This is a genomic window from Achromobacter sp. HNDS-1 (assembly GCF_040084795.1).
Classification (GTDB): domain Bacteria; phylum Pseudomonadota; class Gammaproteobacteria; order Burkholderiales; family Burkholderiaceae_B; genus Achromobacter; species Achromobacter ruhlandii.
The window spans coordinates 2,422,090-2,440,005 of record NZ_CP157584.1; the positions used below are offsets into that span (position 1 = coordinate 2,422,090).

Sequence of the window (17,916 nt, forward strand, 5' to 3'; positions counted from 1 at the left end):
CGATGACCTACTCCCCCACTCCCCCCGCGGGCGATACCTCGTCCGCCGTGCTGGCGATCCGCAACCTGTCGGTGGAGGTCGGCGGCGCCGGCAACCGCGTGGTGCGCAACCTGAGCCTGGACGTGCACGCCGGCGAAACCGTGTGCGTGGTCGGCGAATCCGGCTCGGGCAAGTCGGTCACCTCGCTGGCCGTCATGGGCCTGCTGCCGCCGGGCGTGCTGCGCATCAGCGCGGGTTCGATCCGGGTCGAAGGCGAGGACGTGGCCAGCGCCACGCCGCGCCGCCTGCGCGAGCTGCGCGCCACCCGCATGGCCATGGTGTTCCAGGAACCCATGACGGCGCTGAACCCGGTGCACACCGTCGGCAAGCAGGTCGATGAAGTGCTGCGGCTGCATCGCCGCATGTCGGCCGCCGAACGCCGCGCCAAGGTGCTGGACATGTTCCGCTCGGTGCACCTGCCCGACGTCGAGCGCATCTACGATGCCTATCCGCACCAGCTCTCGGGCGGCCAGCGCCAGCGCATCGTGATCGCCATGGCGCTGATCCTGGAGCCCAAGCTGCTGATCGCCGACGAGCCGACCACGGCGCTGGACGTCACCACGCAGAAGCAGATCCTGCTGCTGATCAAGGAACTGCAGGTCAAGCACCGCACCGCCGTGCTGTTCATCACGCACGACTTCGGCGTGGTGGCCGAGATCGCCGATCGCATCGTGGTGATGAACCGCGGCGACCTGATCGAAAGCGGCACGCGCAACGAAATCCTGGCCGAACCCAAGCAGTCGTACACGCGCCGCCTAGTGTCGTCGGTGCCCAGTCTGGTGCCCTCGCACCGCGAAGCGCCCGCCGGCCAGCCGGTGCTGCACGTCAAGGGCCTGGGCCGCACCTACGGCGGCAAGGGCTCGCTGTTCTCGCGCCGCGCGCCGCAGAACGTCATCGCCGCGGCCGACGTCAACCTGACGCTGCGCAAGGGCGAGATCCTGGGCATCGTGGGCGAATCCGGTTCGGGCAAATCGACGGTGGCGCGCTGCATCGTGCGCCTGATCGAGCCCACCGCCGGCCACATGATGATGGGCGGCGAAGACCTCAGCACCCTGTCCGGCGCGGCGCTGCGCCCGGTGCGCCGCCGCATCCAGATCGTGTTCCAGGACCCGTACCGTTCGCTCAACCCGCGCCGCACCGTGGGCGAATCCATCATCGAAGGCCTGCTCAATTTCGGCGTGCCTCGCGAACAGGCGCTGCAACGCGCCGGCGAAACGCTGTCGGTGGTCGGGCTCAGCCCCGACGCCATGCGGCGCTATCCGCACCAGTTTTCCGGCGGCCAGCGCCAGCGCATCTGCATCGCCCGCGCGCTGGTGATGGACCCCGAGATCCTGGTGGCCGACGAAGCCGTGTCGGCGCTGGACGTGTCGGTGCAGGCGCAGGTGCTGGAACTGCTCGAGCAGGTGCGCGAGCGCACCGGCGTGGGCGTGCTGTTCATCACGCATGACCTGCGCGTGGCCGCGCAGATCTGCGACACCATCATGGTCATGCAACGCGGCAAGGTCGTCGAGACCGGCGCCGCCCAGGCCGTGCTGACCGACCCCCGCCACGAGTACACCCGCGCCCTGATCGACGCGGCGCCCGGGCGCGACTGGGACTTCCGCAACTTCCGGCCCGTGGCGGCCGGGCTGGCGGCCCCCGCCGCCTGAGGCGTCCCAATCAACCCAGGCATCCCACGCAATCGGAACCCGCCATGTCGCAACCGCATGAACTCTCGGCCCAGGAACTGCTGGCCGCCTATCGCAACAAGACCCTGTCGCCGGTCGAGGCGACCCGCTCGGTGCTCGACCACATCGCGCGCTGGGAACCGCACATCCACGCCACCTATGCGCTCGATCCCGACCAGGCGCTGGCGCAGGCGCGCGCTTCCGAGGCGCGCTGGATGAAGGGCGAGCCGCAGGCTTGCGGCGGCTACTCGCTGGACGGCGTGCCCGCCACCATCAAGGAAAACATCGCCACCCGCGGCGTGCCGGTGCCGCTGGGCACGGCCGCCACCGACCTGACGCCGGCCGCGGCCGACGCCCCGCCGGCGGCGCGCATGCGCGAGGCTGGCGCGGTGGTGCTGGGCAAGACCACCATGCCCGACTACGGCATGCTGTCCTCGGGACTGTCGAGTTTCCATGCGCTGACGCGCAACCCCTGGGACCTGAGCAAAAACCCGGGCGGCTCCAGCGCCGGCGCCGGGGCGGCGGCGGCGGCGGGCTACGGCCCGCTGCACATCGGCACCGACATCGGCGGCTCGGTGCGTCTGCCGGCCGCCTGGTGCGGCATCGCCACGCTCAAGCCCAGCCTGGGCCGCATTCCCATCGACCCGCCCTTCATGGGCCGCTGCGCCGGCCCCATGACGCGCGACATCGCTGACGCCGCGCTGATGATGGGCGTGCTGTCGCAACCCGACGCGCGCGACCACATGAGCCTGCCGTTCCAGGACTTCGACTGGCTCAACCTGGAGCTGGACGTGCGCGGCCTGCGCATCGGCCTGCAACTGGAGGCCGGCTGCGGCCTGCCGCTGGACCCGGAGATCCGCGCCGCCGTCGAAGCCGCGGCCCGACTGTTCGAGTCGGCCGGCGCCATCGTCACGCCGCTCAAGCCGTGGATGACGCCGGAGATGCTGGACGGCGTCGACCGTTTCTGGCGCACCCGCTCGGCCATTGACCTGGGGGCCCTGCCGCAAGCGCGCCGCGACAAGATCCTGCCCTTCATCCGCGCCTGGGCCGAAAGCGGCGGCGGCCAATCCGGCGAGGCCGTGTTCCGCAGCTACTACGAAACCCTCAACGTGCGCGCCAGGACCGTTGCCGCCACCGCCCCCTACGACTACGTGCTGTCGCCGGTGGCGCCGGTGGTGGCCTACAACGCCGAGTGGGCCGCGCCCACCAACGAAGTCGCCACGACCATGCACCACATCGGCTACACCCTGCCCTACAACATGAGCGAGCAGCCGGCCGCCTCGGTCAATTGCGGCTATACCAAGTCGGGCCTGCCGATCGGCCTGCAGATCGCCGGCGCGCGCTTCGACGATCTGGGCGTGCTGCGCGTGGCCCGCGCCTGGGAACGCATGCGCCCGGCCCAGCAGCCCTGGCCGCAACCGCCCCGGGCCTGACGCCGTCCCGCTCCCCTTCCCCTTTGGCAACCCACAGGAATTTCCATGCGTTGGCTTCTGGCAATGATCAAGCACGAGACGAACACCTTCTCGCCCGTGCCGACCCCGCTCGCGCGCTTTTTCCGCGGCAATCCTGAAATCCTGGCCGGCGACCGCGCCATCCGCGCCTACGAGAACACCGACAGCGGCCTGGGCGGCTACATCGAGGTGGCGCGCCGCGTCGGCGCCGAGATCGTGGTGCCGGTGGCCGCCGAGTCCTGGCCCAGCGGCCCGGCCAGCGCCGAGACCCACGAGCTGCTGTGCAAGCGGGTGCTGGACGAGGTCCGCAAGGGCGGCTACGACGCCATCCTGCTGGACCTGCACGGCGCCATGGTCGCCGAAGGCGTGGAAGACGCCGAGGGCGACCTGCTGCGCCGCCTGCGCGAGATCGATCCCGAGACACCGGTGGCGGTGACGCTGGACATGCACGCCAACATCTACGCCGACATCGTCGACAACGCCACCGTCATCAGCGGCTTTCATACCTATCCGCACGTCGACATCCGCGAGGCCGGCGTGCGCGCGGCCAACGTCATCGTGCGCACGCTCAAGGGCGAGATCAAACCCGTGATGACCTGGGGCGGCAAGCCCATGCTGCCGCACGTCATGTGCCAGGGCACCCACGCCGATCCCAACAAGTCGCTGCAGGAACGCTGCCGCCAGCTGGAGGCCGACGGCGTGCTGGCGGCCTCGGTGTTCGTGGGTTTCCCCCACGCCGACATCCGCGAGGCCGGCCTGAGCGCCGTGGTCTGTACGGACGCCAACCTGGCCCAGGCGGAGCAATACCGCGACGAGCTGCTGGACCGCGCCTGGAACGACCGCGCGAAATGGGTGTTCCATTCCGAGCCGCTGGCGCCCACCATTGCCCGGGCCAAGGCCATCGAGCAGGGACCGGTGGTGCTGCTGGACCACTACGACAACACCGGCTCCGGGGGCACCATGGACACCACCGCGGTGCTGGCCGAGGTGCTGCGCCAGGAACTGGACAACGTGGTGTTCTATGCCATCTGTGATCCCCAGGCGGCGCGCGAGGCGGCCACGGCGGGCGTGGGCAGCACCGTCACGCTGCCGCTGGGGGGCAAGGTCGACATGCCCGCCATCAATCGCCGCGGCGAACCGCTGACCGTGACGGGCCGCGTCAAGCTGGTGTTCGACGGCGTCTACCTGAACCGCGGCCCCATGTACCGTGGCGTGCGCAACGACACCGGCCTGACGGTGGTGATCGATACCGGACGGGTCGAAATCGTGGTGGTATCGCGGCACCAGGAACCCTTCGACATCAATTGCCTGCTGTCGGCCGGCATCGATCCGCTGCAAAAGCGCTATGTGGTGCTCAAGAGCCGGGTCCACTGGCGCGCCGGCTTCTCCGAAATGGCCACCGAGATCATCGAGTGCACCGGCGTGGGCGTCACCACCTCCGACTACGGCCAGCTTGACTTCAAGCACGTGCGCCGGCCGATCTACCCGCTCGACCCGCTGTAAATCGCGGTTTGTCGACAATATGGCCGGCGCCCGAGGGCGCCGGCTTTCATTTTGAAATCTTCGGTAACCGGGCGCGCGGCAAGAGGCCACCCCGCCTCGGTATACTCGCCGCGGGTCCTGACAGGCCGATGAACGCGTCCTGCCGCCCGCGCCCAGCAATGGCATCGCGCCGCTGGGACGAGACTCGACAATCAACGACAAAGCAAAACGATGAAAAAGAGCGTAGCGATCACCCTCGCGGTGGTCATAGTGGGAGCGGGAAGCTGGGTCGGTGCCACGTGGTACACCGGCAAGCGCATCGAGGAAGGCGCCCAGCGTCGCCTGGCCGAGGCCAACGAGAAGCTGGCCAAGATCACGCCTTTGTTCGGCCTGCGCATCGACCAGATCAAATACGAGCGTGGCCTGTTCTCGACGCAGGCGCGCTACGGCGTGTCGTTCGTCAAGAGCGACAAGAGTCTGAGCGACATGCCGGACGGCATGCTGGAATTCGACGCCCGCATCGAACACGGCCCGTTCCCCAAGAGCGCGCTGGCGCGCGGCGCCATCGCGCCCAAGCTGGCTTTCGTCCACACCGAAATGGCCAAGACGGACAACGTCAAGCCGGTGTTCGAGCTGACCAAGGACGTCTCGCCCCTGGTCACCGATGCCATGGTCAGCTTTGGCGGCAGCACGGCATCGACCGCCCGCATCGCGCCGGTGAAGGTGACGCATGAAGGCAATTCGGTCGATTTCAGCGGCATGGAAATCACCGGCACGTTCGACCGCGGCCTGGCCGCCATCACCGCCAATGCCAAGACCGACACCCTGGCGGTGGACGGCACCAAGGGCAGCGATCCGATCAAGATGGCGATGTCCGGCCTGACCATGGACGTCGACAGCCGCATGGGCAAGTTCGGCCTGTCGGTCGGCGACTCGGGCATCAAGATCAAGCGCATCGAAGTCATCAAGCCGGACGCCGACGCCAAGGTGATCCTCGACAACTTCAGCTACACCGTCAAGCTGGCCGAGGACGACAAGAACATCAACATCCAGGCCGCCTACCAGACCGGCGACATCAACGTCAACGACGTGCCGCTGGGCAACGGCCAGGCCGTCATCAAGCTGGCCCGGCTGGACGGCGCCGCGGTCAAGCAGCTGTCCGATACCTACAACCAGCTGATGCGCCAATACATGGCCGATGCCCACGACGAGGGCCTGAACGACGAACAGTTCCAGGTGCTGCTGGATAACGCCGGCAAGCTGCTGGCCGGCAACCCTTCGTTCAGCATCGACCCGATCAGCTGGAAGACCGCCAAGGGCGAAAGCAAGCTGAACGTCACGCTGGACCTGGCCAATCCTCCCAACGTCAAGGACCTGACGCCGCAGGAAATCGTGGTCAAGGCCATCAAGCAGATCGACGCCACGCTGGTGATCTCCAAGCCGATGGTGCAGGACCTGATGGTGCAGTACGCCATCAAGAAGGACGGCATGCCCGCCGACAAGGCCGAAGCCGAGGCCGCCGACAACATCCGCAGCATGTCCGGCATGGCCGAGATGTTCAACGTCGGCAAGAACGACGGCGACAACATCGTCGGCAAGTTCCACTTCGCCGACGGCATGGGCGACCTGAACGGCAAGAAGATTCCCGCCGACGAACTGTTCTCGGGCCTGCTGGGCGCGACCGGCATGAACAGCGCAATGGACGATGACGAGGAAGAAGCCGAACCGGCCGCCGGCGCCACCGCCATGGACGACGAGATGGCCGCGACCAGCAACGCCGACGTGGTCAATGAGTTCGACGTCGACATGGTCGTCCATATGCTGGAAGACATGGGCTACACCACCCGCAAGACCGACGGCGACGACGGCCCGGTGCTGATCCTGGACGCCAGCAATTCCGGCGCCACCGACCTGCGCCTGGAATTCCTGTGCAATGACTTCTCCGAGAAGTGCTACGACCTGGTCGCCACCGCCACCTACGCCAGCAAGAAGCCGGCCACGCTCAAGGCCATCAACGCCTGGAACCAGGAATACCGCTGGACCCGCGCCTACCTGGACGACAAGAACCAGGCCGTGCTGCAGATGGACATGAACGCCGAAGGCGGCATCGGCAAGAAGAACCTGCAGATCCTGCTGAACACCTACTTCAGCATCACCGAGGAATTCGCCACCGCGATGTCGGCGGCGCCGGCCAGGAAGTAAGACGGCCGCGCAAAAGCAAAACCCCCATCGTGCGATGGGGGTTTTTTTTGCCTGTCGCCAGGCAAGCCTCGATGACCCGCCCCAAGGGGCGGGCCGTCACGCGGCATCAGGCGTAGGCTTCGACCGGCAGGCAGGCGCAAACCAGGTTGCGATCGCCATAGGCGTTGTCCACGCGCGCCACCGGCGGCCAGTACTTGGCCTCGCGCAGCGAAGCCACCGGGTAGGCGGCCTGCTGGCGCGGGTAGTCGTGCAGCCATTCCTCGGCCAGCAGCATCTGCGCGGTGTGCGGCGCGTTCTTCAGGACGTTGTCCTCGCGATCGCGTTCGCCACGCTCGACCTGGGCGATTTCCTCGCGGATCGAGATCATCGCCTCGATGAAGCGGTCCAGCTCGGCCACGCCTTCGGATTCGGTCGGCTCAACCATCAGCGTGCCGGCCACCGGGAAGCTCATGGTGGGGGCATGGAAGCCGTAGTCCATCAGGCGCTTGGCGATGTCCTCGGCGCTGATGCCGCTGGTTTCCTTGAGCGGACGCACGTCCAGGATGCACTCGTGCGCCACGCGGCCGTTGCGGCCCGCGTACAGCACCGGGTAGTGGCCGCGCAGGCGGGTGGCGATGTAGTTGGCGTTCAGGATCGCCACTTCGGTGGCGCGGCGCAGGCCGTCGGCGCCCATCAGCGCGATGTACACGAACGGGATCGGCAGGATGCCGGCCGAACCGAACGGCGCGGCCGAGACCGGGCCAACCTTGGCTTCGCCGGGCAGCTTGCCCTGCTCGTTCACCACGCCCGGCAGGTACGGCGCCAGGTGCGCGCGCACCGCCACCGGACCGACGCCCGGGCCGCCGCCGCCGTGCGGAATGCAGAAGGTCTTGTGCAGGTTCAGGTGCGACACGTCCGAGCCGAACTTGCCCGGCTTGGCCACGCCGACCATGGCGTTCATGTTGGCGCCGTCCAGGTACACCTGGCCGCCGGCCTGGTGCACCAGGTCGCAGATCTCGGTCACGGCCTCCTCGAACACGCCGTGCGTGGACGGGTAGGTGATCATCAGCGCGGCCAGCTTGTCGCCGACCTGTTCGATCTTGGCGCGCAGGTCGCCCAGGTCGACGTTGCCGTTGGCGTCGGAGGCCACCACCACCACGTCCATGCCGGCCAGTTGCGCCGACGCGGGGTTGGTGCCGTGGGCCGACGACGGAATCAGGCAGACGTTGCGCTGGTGCTGGCCGTTGGCCTGGTGGTAGCCGCGGATCGCCAGCAGGCCGGCGTATTCGCCCTGCGCGCCCGAGTTGGGCTGCAGGCTGATGTTGTCGTAGCCGGTGATTTCGCACAGCGCGGCCGACAGGCGCGTGATCAGCTCGTCGTAGCCCTTGCTCTGCGAGGCGGGCGCGAACGGGTGCACCAGCGCGAACTCGGGCCAGGTGATGGGGATCATCTCGGCCGTGGCGTTCAGCTTCATGGTGCAGGAGCCCAGCGGAATCATGGTGCGGTCCAGCGCCAGGTCCTTGTCGGCCAGCTTGCGCAGGTAGCGCAGCATGTCGGTTTCCGACTGCACGCTGGAGAACACCGGATGCTTGAGGATGGCGCTTTCACGCGCCACCGCGGCGGGGATGCCGCCGGCCGCCTTGGCGTCCAGCGCGTCGATGTCCAGTTCGACGTCGTCGCGTTCCAGGCCGGCGGCGAACACGTTCACCAGCGCCTGCAGGTCGGCGGCGGTGACGGTCTCGTCCAGCGACACGGCCAGGCGCGCGCCGTCGACACGGCGCAGGTTGATGTGCTCGCACTCGGCGGCGGTGATGATGGCGGGCGTGGCCGGGCCGGTTTCCAGCAGCAGCGTGTCGAAGAAGGTGTCGTTGGCGACCTTGATGCCCAGCTTGCCGAGTTCGGCGCGCAGGATGGCGGTGTAGCGCTGCACGCGCTCGGCGATGCGGCGGATGCCGGCCGGGCCGTGCCAGACCGCGTACATGCCGGCCATCACGGCCAGCAGCACCTGCGCGGTGCAGATGTTCGAGGTGGCCTTCTCGCGGCGGATGTGCTGTTCGCGCGTCTGCAGCGCCAGGCGCATCGCCGGGTTGCCCTGGGCGTCCTTGGACACGCCGACCAGGCGGCCGGCCATGTTGCGCTTGAAGGCGTCCTTGCAGGCCATGAAGCCGGCGTGCGGGCCGCCGAAACCGAACGGCACGCCGAAGCGCTGGGCCGAACCGATGGCGATGTCCGCGCCCCATTCGCCAGGCGCGGCCAGCAGCGCCAGCGCCAGCAGGTCGGTGGCCACGGCCACCACCGCGCCCTGCGCGTGGGCGGCCTCGGCCAGCTTGCGGTAGTCGGCCACCGAGCCGGTGCTGTGCGGGTACTGCAGCAGCACGCCGAAGCACTCCGGCAGGCCGTCGGCCTCGTCGCCGACGGCGATCTCGATGTCCAGGCCCTCGGCGCGGGTGCGCACGACCTCGATGGTCTGCGGATGCACGTGGCGCGAGATGAAGAACACCGGGCTCTGCGACTTGGCGCCGCGGCGCGCCAGCGTCATGGCTTCGGCGGCGGCGGTGCTTTCATCGAGCAGCGAGGCGTTGGAGATGTCCAGCCCGGTCAGGTCGGCAACCATGGTCTGGTAGTTCAGCAGGGCCTCCAGGCGGCCCTGCGAGATCTCGGGCTGGTACGGCGTGTAGGCCGTGTACCAGGCGGGATTCTCGAGAATGTTGCGCAACACCACGTTGGGCGTCTGCGTGCCGTAGTACCCCTGGCCGATGTAGTTGCGGTAGACCTTGTTGCGGCCGGCGATCTGCTTCAGTTCGGCCAGCACGTCGGCTTCGCTGCGCGACGGCGGCAGCGCCAGCGGCGCCTGGCTGCGGATCTTGGGCGGCACGACTTCTTCGATCAGGGCGTCCAGGCTGGGGCTGCCGATGGCGGCGAGCATGGCGGCCTGGTCGGCGTCGGAGGGGCCGATGTGGCGGGGGATGAAGTCGGTGTGGGTGTCTAGGGCGCGCGACATGGGGGGATCTCGGGATGGCGGTGTCGTCGGGAGGGACGGACGGTGATGCATATGGACGGGCGGCGGCGCCAGCGCCGCGCCCGCCCTGACGGGCTTAGCCGTTGGCGACGGCTTCGTAGCCGGCGGCGTCCAGCAGCTTGTCGGCATCGGCGGCGTTGACCGGCTTGATCTTGAAGATCCAGGCGGTGAAGGCCGATTCGTTGATCAGGTTGGGGTTGCTTTCCAGCTCGTCGTTGAACGCGACGATTTCGCCGGCCACGGGCGCGTAGATGTCGGAGGCGGCCTTGACCGACTCGACCACGCCGGCGGTCTCGCCCGCGTTCAGCTTGGCGCCGACCTTGACGTCGCCGACGAAGACCAGGTCACCCAGCTGGTCCTGGGCGGTATCGGTGATGCCGACGACGAACACGTCGCCTTCGGCTTTGACCCATTCATGGGACTCGGTGTACTTGCGATCGGTGGGCAGACTCATGGGAACTCCTGGGGGATTCAGATAGGGAAACGGTGTTGCGCGCCTCGCGCCGGCGGCCTGCCCCGAGGGCCCGGCCAGCGGCGCGAAGCTTCGAGTTTACGAGTGTTCGACGGCTTTGCCGTTACGGACAAACGGCAGCTTGCAGACCAGGGCAGGCACCCACTTGCCGCGGATGTCGACCTCGACCGTGTCGCCCGCGACCACGCCTTGCGGCAGGCGGGCAAAACCGATCGACACGCCCAGCGTCGGCGACATGGTGCCGCTGGTGAGTTCGCCCGTGCCGTTCTTGGTGCGCACCGCCATGTGGGCGCGCATCACGCCGCGTTCCTGCAGCTTCAGGCCGACGAAGGCGGCGGGCGTGGCGAACTGCTCCAGCGCGTCGCGGCCGATGAAGCGGCGCTCGGGGTTCTTCAGGGACACCGTCCAGGTCAGCGCGGCTTCGCCGGGCTGGGTCAGTTCGTCCATGTCCTGGCCGTAGAGGTTCATGCCGGCTTCCAGGCGCAGCGTGTCGCGCGCGCCCAGGCCGGCCGGGCGCACGCCCTGGGCCGCCAGGTCGCGCCACAGTTGCACCGCCTCGGCGGCGGGCAGCACGATCTCGAAGCCGTCTTCGCCGGTGTAGCCGGTGCGCGCCACCAGCGTGTCGTCGCCGACGCGGGCGGCCACGAACGGGGTCAGCGGCTCGCTGGCGGCCTGCCAGGCGGGGCGCGCGGCCCAGACCTTGGCGCGGGCGTTGGGCCCCTGCACGGCGATCATGGCCAGGTCGCGGCGCGGCGTGATGGTGACGTCGAACTTGCCGGCCTGCCTGACGCGCTGCATCCAGGCCATGTCCTTGTCGGCGGTCCCGGCGTTGACCACCACGCGCCATTCGTCGGCGGCGAAGAAATACACGATCAGGTCGTCGATGACGCCGCCCTGCGGGTTCAGCATGCAGGTGTAGAGCGCCTTGCCGGGCACGGTCAGCTTGGCCACGTCGTTGGCCACCAGGCGCTGCAGGAAGGCGTAGGCGTCGGGGCCGGTGATGTCGGCGTTGAGCATGTGCGAGACGTCGAACATGCCGGCGTCCTGGCGCACCGCGTGGTGCTCTTCCAGTTGCGAGCCGTAGGCCAGGGGCATGTCCCAGCCGCCGAAATCGACCATGCGGGCGCCAGAGGCGATATGTTCGTCGGCCAGCGGGGTGCGTTTGAGGGGTGCGGACATGCGCGGGTACTCCGGAGCGGCAGCGTTGCCAGGGTTACGGAATGCCGCCGGCGGACGGGATGCGCCCACGCAACGGCTGAATCTTCCGCCCCTCTGTCCTTTTGCCTGAGAGTTGCCCCGCGTGGCGGGTTTGCACCTTCGGCGCCTGGGCTGCTCGCTATGTCCCTGATTGGGCAGCGGCGCCAGGTCTCTCCAGAGTGCTGCTTTGCCGCGTCCGCGCGGTGAAAACCGGGACAGGGCAAGCATGCGCGGTATGGGATACCTGAGCGATTCCGGGCGAATTGCGCCTTCGGCGGCAGCCGCGAACGGCCGCTCTCTCCCGCAACATGCGTGACAGCGCCGAAAGCATACCGCGAAACGCGATTGCGTTGTTGATCCGTGAACGCTGGCCGGTCGCCGCGCCGCGCCCGTGTCAGCCCAGCGCGGTGTCCAGCAGCATCATCAGCACGAAGCCCAGCATCAGGCCGCAGGTGGCGTAGACCTCGTGCCCCTTGCGGTGCGACTCGGGGATGATCTCGTGGCTGATCACGAACAGCATGGCGCCGGCGGCAAAGCCCAGGCCCCACGGCAGCAATGCCGTCGACCAGCCCACCACCACCGCGCCCAGCACCGCGCCGACCGGCTCGACCAGGCCCGACAGCATGCCCAGCGCCACCGCGAACGCGCGCTTGTAGCCGGCGGCGATCAGCGCCACCGCCACCACCAATCCTTCGGGGATGTCCTGGATGGCGATACCGGTGGCCAGCGCGGTGCCCCGCAGCGGATCGTTGCCGGCGTAGCCGACGCCGATGGCCAGGCCTTCGGGCAGGTTGTGCAGCGTAATGGCGAAGACGAACAGCCAGGCGCGGCGCAGGCGGTGCGCCTCGATGCCCTCGCGGCCCTTGATGAAATGCTCGTGCGGCAACAGCCGGTCCATCAGCAGCAGCGCCGCCGCGCCCAGCAGGATGGCGGCGCCCACCGTCAGGCCCGCGCCCCAGGGGCCGGCGCCCTGCGACTCGGCCGCCGCGATGCCCGGCGCCACCAGCGAGAACGCGCTGGCCGCCAGCATCACGCCGGCGCCGAAGCCGAACATGCTGTCCTGCATCTTCTGGGGGATGGTGCGCGCGAACAGGATCGGCAGCGTGCCCGCCGCGGTGGCGCCGGCGGCGACCATGCCGCCCAGCAGCGCGTCGGCCACGTGCGGCGCATTGGCATCGAAATAGACCCAGGCCTGGTGCAGGCCCAGGCAGGCGACCAGCACCGCCAGCGTCCAGACGCTGACGCTGGTGGCCGCGGGCCGGATGCGATGACGGCTGAAGGTGTTCATGGTCCACTGCCCCCGCGCGATGCCGGCTCAGCCCACGGCGACGGCGTAGCGGCGCGCCACCTCGGACCAATCGATCACATTGTAGAAGGCGCCGATGTATTCCGGACGGCGGTTCTGGTACTTGAGGTAGTAGGCGTGCTCCCACACGTCCAGCCCCAGGATCGGCGTGTTGCCCTGCATCAGCGGGCTATCCTGGTTGGCGCTGCTTTCCACTGCCAGCTTGCCGTCCGGCGTCACGCTGAGCCAGGCCCAGCCGCTGCCGAAGCGCGTCAGCGCGGCCTTGGTGAAGGCATCGCGGAAGGCTGCCTGGCCGCCCAGCTCGGCATCGATGGCGCGGGCCAGCGCGCCGTCGGGCTCGCCGCCGCCGCGCGGCGACATGACCGCCCAGAACAGGCTGTGATTGGCATGCCCGCCGCCGTTGTTGCGCACCGCGCCGCGGATCGCCTCGGGCAACTGGTCGATGCGCGCCACCAGGGCGTCGACCGGCTCGTCGGTGGCGATGCCGGCGCCTTCCAGCGCGGCGTTCAGGTTGTTGACGTAGGTCTGGTGATGCTTGCCGTGGTGGATCTCCATCGTCAGCGCATCGATGTGCGGTTCAAGCGCGTCGTAGGCGTAAGGCAGGGGCGGCAGGGTGTAGGCCAAGGCGATCTCCGTCGGGCAACGCCGCCGACGAGGGCAAGCGTCTTATTTTTGAAAATACAAATGATAGGTATTTTTATTTGATACGACAACGATAACGTTGCAATGCCTGTCATGCAGGCAGGCTATGGGCCGGACAGCCCTTGGCGAGCAGCACGAAGCGTGCCCGCGCCGGCGGCGCGAAAAGCGTTGGACAAAGCGGGCGTCGCGCCCAGAAGGAATGTGGCCGGAGCGCGGGGCACGCGGGCAGCGCCCGGAACCGCTAGAGCGCCTTGCCGCAGGCCACGCCGGAGGCCCAGGCCCACTGGAAGTTGTAGCCGCCCAGCCAGCCGGTGACGTCCACGGTTTCGCCGATGAAGTACAGGCCGGGCATGGCGCGGGCCTGCATCGATTTCTGGTCCAGCCCGCGCGTATCGACCCCGCCGCGCATGACCTCGGCCTTCTTGTAGCCGGCGGTGCCGCTGGGCACCAGGGTCCATTGGTGGATGTCCTGCGCCAGCGCGCGCAGGGTCTTGTCCGGCGCATCGGCCAGGCGCAGCGCCGCCAGGCCCGGCTTGCCGCCCTGCTCGGCCAGTTGCAGCCAGCGGTCGGCCAGGCGCTTGGGCCACAGGCCGGCCAGCACCGTGTGCAACTGCTGCCGGTTGCCGGACTTGGCCGCCAGCAGTTCGGCCGCCAGGTCGCGCCCCGGCGCCAGGTCGATGACGATGGGCTCGCCCGGCTTCCAGTAGCTGGAGATCTGCAGGATCGCCGGGCCCGACAGGCCCCGATGGGTGAACAGCAGGTCTTCGAGAAACTCGCCGCGCGCCTTGCCCTGCCCCGTCGCCAGGTTGACCTCCAGCGCCACGCCGGACAGCTCGGCCAGCGGCTGCCAGTGCGCGGCGTCGAAGGTCAGCGGCACCAGCGCCGGGCGCGGCTCGACCACCTTCAGGCCGAACTGGCGCGCCAGCTTCAGGCCAAAATCGGTGGCGCCCAACTGCGGGATCGCCATGCCGCCGGTGGCCACCACCAGCTTGGCCGCGCGGATCACGCCCTGGCTGGTGCGCAGTTCGAAGCCGGCCTCGCCATGGGCCACCTCGGCCACCTGGCAGCCCATGCGCCACTGCACGCCGCCGGCATCGCATTCGGCGCGCAGCATCTCGATGATGGATTCGCTGGAATCGTCGCAGAACAGCTGGCCGCGATGCTTCTCGTGCCAGGCGATGCGGTGGCGCCTGAGCAGCGCCAGGAAGTCCTGCGGGGTGTAGCCCGACAACGCCGACCGGCAGAAATGCGGGTTGTCGGAGAGGAAATTGGCGGGCCCCGCGCCGATGTTGGTGAAGTTGCAGCGGCCGCCGCCCGAGATACGGATCTTCTCGGCCAGCCGTTCGGCGTGATCCACCAGCACCACGCGCAGGCCGCGCTGACCGGCGACCGCGGCACACATCATGCCAGCGGCGCCGGCGCCGAGAACGGCGACATCGAACATCAGGACTCCGGACCCGATCAGTCTTCGATCAGGCAATCAACGTAATAACGCTTCTCGCCGTCCGGCCCCACTTCGTCGGCCAGGCCGTGGATGTAGGTCTCGAAGCCCGGGAAACGCTCGTTGAACTCGCGCGCGAACTGCAGATACTGGACGATGGTGCGGTTGAAGCGCTCCCCCGGGATCAGCAGCGGGATGCCCGGAGGATACGGCGTCAGCAGCACGCCGGTGACGCGGCCTTCCAGCTTGTCGATATCCACGCGCTCGACCTCGCGGTGCGCCATGCGGGCGAAGGCGTCGGACGGCTTGAGCGCCGGCACCATGTCGCTCAGGTACATCTCGGTGGTCAGGCGGGCCACGTCGCGTTCGCGGTAGGCCTCGTGGATCTGCTGGCACAGGTCGCGCAGGCCCATGCGCTCGTAGCGGCGATGGCCGCGGCAGAAGTCCGGCAGGATGCGCCACAGCGGCTGGTTGCGGTCGTAGTCGTCCTTGAACTGCTGCAACGCGGTCAGCAGCGTGTTCCAGCGGCCCTTGGTGATGCCGATGGTGAACAGGATGAAGAACGAATACAGGCCGGTCTTCTCGACCACCACCCCGTGCTCGGTCAGGTACTTGGAGACCAGCGCGGCCGGGATCCCGGTTTCGCCGAAGCTGCCGGACATGTCCAGCCCCGGCGTGATGACCGTGGCCTTGATCGGGTCCAGCATGTTGAAGCCTTCGGCCAGGTCGCCGAAGCCGTGCCAGTGGTCGTTCGACTCCAGGATCCACTCATCGCGGTTGCCGATGCCTTCGGACACCAGGCGGTTCGGGCCCCAGACCTTGAACCACCAGTCGTTCTTGCCGAACTCCGATTCCACCTTGCGCATGGCGCGGCGGAAGTCCATGGCTTCGCGGATGCTCTCCTCGACCAGCGCGGTGCCGCCCGGCGGCTCCATCATGGCGGCGGCCACATCGCACGACGCGATGATCGCGTACTGCGGCGAGGTCGACGTGTGCATCAGGTAGGCTTCGTTGAAGACGTTGCGGTCCAGCTTGCGGGTCTCGGATTCCTGCACGATGATCTGCGAGGCCTGCGAGATGCCGGCCAGCAGCTTGTGCGTGGAGTGCGTGGCGAACACCATCGCGTCCTTGCTGCGCGGACGGTCCTGGCCGATCGCGTGCATGTCCTGGTAGAACTCGTGGAACGAGGCGTGCGGCAGCCAGGCTTCGTCAAAGTGCAGCGTGTCGACGTAGCTGCCCAGTTCCTTCTTGATCATCTCGACGTTGTAGATCACGCCGTCGTAGGTGCTCTGCGTCAGCGTCAGGATGCGCGGGTTCTTGTTCACCGCTTCGCGCGCGAACGGGTTGGCCTCGATCTTCTTGCGGATGCTGTCCGGGTGGAACTCTTCCAGCGGGATCGGGCCGATGATGCCCAGGTGGTTGCGCGTCGGGCGCAGGAACACCGGGATCGCGCCCGTCATGGTGATGGCGTGCAGGATCGACTTGTGGCAGTTGCGGTCCACCACCACCACGTCGCCGGCGGCGACGTTGGCGTGCCACACCACCTTGTTCGAGGTCGAGGTGCCGTTGGTCACGAAGTAGCAGTGGTCGGCGTGGAAGATGCGCGCCGCGTTCAGTTCGGACTCGGCCACCGGGCCGGTGTGGTCCAGCAGTTGGCCCAGTTCGTCGACGGCGTTGCAGACGTCGGCGCGCAGCATGTTCTCGCCGAAGAACTGGTGGAACATCTGGCCCACCGGGCTCTTCAGGAACGCCACGCCGCCCGAGTGGCCGGGGCAGTGCCAGGAATAGGAGCCATCCTGCGCGTACTTGACCAGCTCGCGGAAAAACGGCGGCGGCAGGCTGTCCACATAGCTGCGCGCTTCGCGGATGATGTGGCGCGCCACGAATTCGGGGGTGTCCTCGAACATGTGGATGAAGCCGTGCAGTTCGCGCAGGATGTCGTTCGGAATGTGTTCCGAGGTGCGCGTCTCGCCGTACAGGTAGATGGGGATGTCGGCGTTGCGGAAGCGCAGTTCGCCGATGAAGGTGCGCAGGTTCTTGATCGCGCTGGCCACGTCCTCGGGCGAATCCACGTCGAACTCTTCGTCGTCGATCGACAGGATGAAGGCGCTGGCCCGGCTCTGCTGCTGGGCGAACGAACTCAGGTCGCCGTAACTGGTCACCCCGATCACCTCGACGCCCTCGGCCTCGATCGCCGCGGACAGGGCGCGGATACCCAGACCGGACGCGTTCTCGGAACGGTAGTCCTCGTCGATGATGAAGATGGGGAAGCGGAATTTCATGCAGGCGCTCCTGGGGGCAAGGCGAATCGGACCGGGTTGGCGGACGCGAGTGTACTTCTAGTGAAAAACCGTCTGATGACAGGCGGGCGCGAGGTTCCCGCCGGCGGCGGGAATGGCGGAATTGTAGGGCCGTTTTTCTCCAGGCCCTATGGTTTTCCCGAGGGCGGCCGCCAGCGGGCCGCGCGAGGCGCGGACCCGGGTGGCGGACGAGGGGCCTGCCGCGCCCCCGGTCCGCCCCATGAAGCGGCCCGCGCCGGGCGGCCGACCCTAACGGATGGTGACGTCCTGGCCCGCCGCCAGCGCCGCCAGGAAGCGGTCGAAGTACGGCGGGATGGCCTCGGCGGCGCCGTAGCGGATGCGCCGTTCGACCTTGGCGATGGCGCCGAAGCAGATTTCGGCGTCGGGCCCGCCGCAGACCAGCACCACCGGGTCCTCGTCGTCGCAGACCTCGTACAGGCCGCCATGGGCGCGCCGGGCCACTTCGTAGAGGTAGGCGGCCGCGCCAACGGTCTGCATGGGGGTCAGGGGCAGCGTGCCCAGGTGCGCGGCTTCGAGCGCGTCGTCTAGCGCGTGGACGCTCGACGGGGAGTAGTCGAGCCCGGTGCCGGCCGATCCGGCTGCCTGGACGAAATCCTGCGCGGCGGTGGCCACGCGCGCCACGAACTCTTCCTGGACTTCGTCGCGCTTGGCGTCCTGGTTTATCTTGAGGAAACCGAACATCAGTGGCTCCTTTGTGA

The 17,916-nt window shown here is 68.3% G+C and carries 12 protein-coding genes and 2 riboswitches; of the genes, 4 read left to right on the top strand and 8 right to left on the bottom strand.

Annotation, left to right across the window (positions count from 1 at the left end):
* Positions 1-2 precede the first annotated feature (2 nt).
* The 4 genes from ABFG95_RS11185 to ABFG95_RS11200 all read left to right on the top strand — a co-directional run bounded on the left by ABFG95_RS11185 (position 3) and on the right by ABFG95_RS11200 (position 6,841).
* Entirely contained in the window at positions 3-1,688 is a 1,686-nt protein-coding gene (locus ABFG95_RS11185) for an ABC transporter ATP-binding protein (protein WP_063569874.1), read from the top strand.
* Between the two features lie 44 nt (positions 1,689-1,732).
* Positions 1,733-3,139 (top strand): amidase, encoded by a 1,407-nt coding sequence (locus tag ABFG95_RS11190; protein ID WP_175167059.1) that lies wholly within the window; start codon positions 1,733-1,735, stop codon positions 3,137-3,139.
* A 45-nt stretch (positions 3,140-3,184) separates the two neighbouring features.
* Complete coding sequence (locus tag ABFG95_RS11195; RefSeq protein WP_348995857.1) at positions 3,185-4,660, top strand: M81 family metallopeptidase; 1,476 nt, start codon at positions 3,185-3,187, stop codon at positions 4,658-4,660.
* 210 nt (positions 4,661-4,870) lie between these two features.
* The gene (locus ABFG95_RS11200; protein ID WP_348995858.1) at positions 4,871-6,841 is read left to right on the top strand and encodes a DUF945 family protein; all 1,971 of its coding nucleotides are present in this window, start codon (positions 4,871-4,873) and stop codon (positions 6,839-6,841) included.
* A gap of 106 nt (positions 6,842-6,947) precedes the next feature.
* Here the strand turns inward: ABFG95_RS11200 and gcvP are convergent, their stop codons facing one another.
* The 8 genes from gcvP to ABFG95_RS11240 form a co-directional block, all read right to left on the bottom strand.
* On the bottom strand, positions 6,948-9,821 hold the full coding sequence (gene gcvP, locus ABFG95_RS11205) for an aminomethyl-transferring glycine dehydrogenase (RefSeq protein ID WP_238907738.1): 2,874 nt from the start codon (positions 9,819-9,821) through the stop codon (positions 6,948-6,950).
* 94 nt (positions 9,822-9,915) lie between these two features.
* Positions 9,916-10,293, bottom strand: a complete 378-nt coding sequence (gene gcvH, locus ABFG95_RS11210; RefSeq protein ID WP_006385867.1) for a glycine cleavage system protein GcvH — start codon at positions 10,291-10,293, stop codon at positions 9,916-9,918.
* 96 nt (positions 10,294-10,389) lie between these two features.
* Positions 10,390-11,490 (bottom strand): glycine cleavage system aminomethyltransferase GcvT, encoded by a 1,101-nt coding sequence (gene gcvT / locus ABFG95_RS11215; RefSeq protein WP_054500649.1) that lies wholly within the window; start codon positions 11,488-11,490, stop codon positions 10,390-10,392.
* 83 nt (positions 11,491-11,573) lie between these two features.
* Positions 11,574-11,696: riboswitch (glycine riboswitch) on the bottom strand.
* Positions 11,697-11,729: 33 nt separating this feature from the next.
* Positions 11,730-11,822: riboswitch (glycine riboswitch) on the bottom strand.
* Positions 11,823-11,902: 80 nt separating this feature from the next.
* The gene (locus ABFG95_RS11220) at positions 11,903-12,796 is read right to left on the bottom strand and encodes a ZIP family metal transporter (RefSeq protein WP_054500648.1); all 894 of its coding nucleotides are present in this window, start codon (positions 12,794-12,796) and stop codon (positions 11,903-11,905) included.
* A 27-nt stretch (positions 12,797-12,823) separates the two neighbouring features.
* Positions 12,824-13,438 (bottom strand): superoxide dismutase, encoded by a 615-nt coding sequence (locus ABFG95_RS11225; RefSeq protein WP_175146248.1) that lies wholly within the window; start codon positions 13,436-13,438, stop codon positions 12,824-12,826.
* A 259-nt stretch (positions 13,439-13,697) separates the two neighbouring features.
* Positions 13,698-14,900: an NAD(P)/FAD-dependent oxidoreductase gene (locus ABFG95_RS11230; RefSeq protein ID WP_068949986.1), complete on the bottom strand. Its 1,203-nt coding sequence runs from the start codon at positions 14,898-14,900 to the stop codon at positions 13,698-13,700.
* 17 nt (positions 14,901-14,917) lie between these two features.
* Positions 14,918-17,179: an arginine/lysine/ornithine decarboxylase gene (locus ABFG95_RS11235; RefSeq protein WP_049076248.1), complete on the bottom strand. Its 2,262-nt coding sequence runs from the start codon at positions 17,177-17,179 to the stop codon at positions 14,918-14,920.
* A 267-nt stretch (positions 17,180-17,446) separates the two neighbouring features.
* Positions 17,447-17,899, bottom strand: coding sequence for a hypothetical protein (locus ABFG95_RS11240; RefSeq protein ID WP_049076250.1), 453 nt, complete (start codon positions 17,897-17,899; stop codon positions 17,447-17,449).
* Between the last annotated feature and the right edge of the window lie 17 nt (positions 17,900-17,916).

Bases quoted from the DNA above. Each gene is read 5' to 3' on its own strand.
- ABFG95_RS11185 (WP_063569874.1), top strand. From the start codon at position 3: ATGACCTACTCCCCCACTCCCCCCGCGGGCGATACCTCGTCCGCCGTG.
- ABFG95_RS11190 (WP_175167059.1), top strand. From the start codon at position 1,733: ATGTCGCAACCGCATGAACTCTCGGCCCAGGAACTGCTGGCCGCCTAT.
- ABFG95_RS11195 (WP_348995857.1), top strand. From the start codon at position 3,185: ATGCGTTGGCTTCTGGCAATGATCAAGCACGAGACGAACACCTTCTCG.
- ABFG95_RS11200 (WP_348995858.1), top strand. From the start codon at position 4,871: ATGAAAAAGAGCGTAGCGATCACCCTCGCGGTGGTCATAGTGGGAGCG.
- gcvP (WP_238907738.1), bottom strand. From the start codon at position 9,821: ATGTCGCGCGCCCTAGACACCCACACCGACTTCATCCCCCGCCACATC.
- gcvH (WP_006385867.1), bottom strand. From the start codon at position 10,293: ATGAGTCTGCCCACCGATCGCAAGTACACCGAGTCCCATGAATGGGTC.
- gcvT (WP_054500649.1), bottom strand. From the start codon at position 11,490: ATGTCCGCACCCCTCAAACGCACCCCGCTGGCCGACGAACATATCGCC.
- ABFG95_RS11220 (WP_054500648.1), bottom strand. From the start codon at position 12,796: ATGAACACCTTCAGCCGTCATCGCATCCGGCCCGCGGCCACCAGCGTC.
- ABFG95_RS11230 (WP_068949986.1), bottom strand. From the start codon at position 14,900: ATGTTCGATGTCGCCGTTCTCGGCGCCGGCGCCGCTGGCATGATGTGT.
- ABFG95_RS11235 (WP_049076248.1), bottom strand. From the start codon at position 17,179: ATGAAATTCCGCTTCCCCATCTTCATCATCGACGAGGACTACCGTTCC.
- ABFG95_RS11240 (WP_049076250.1), bottom strand. From the start codon at position 17,899: ATGTTCGGTTTCCTCAAGATAAACCAGGACGCCAAGCGCGACGAAGTC.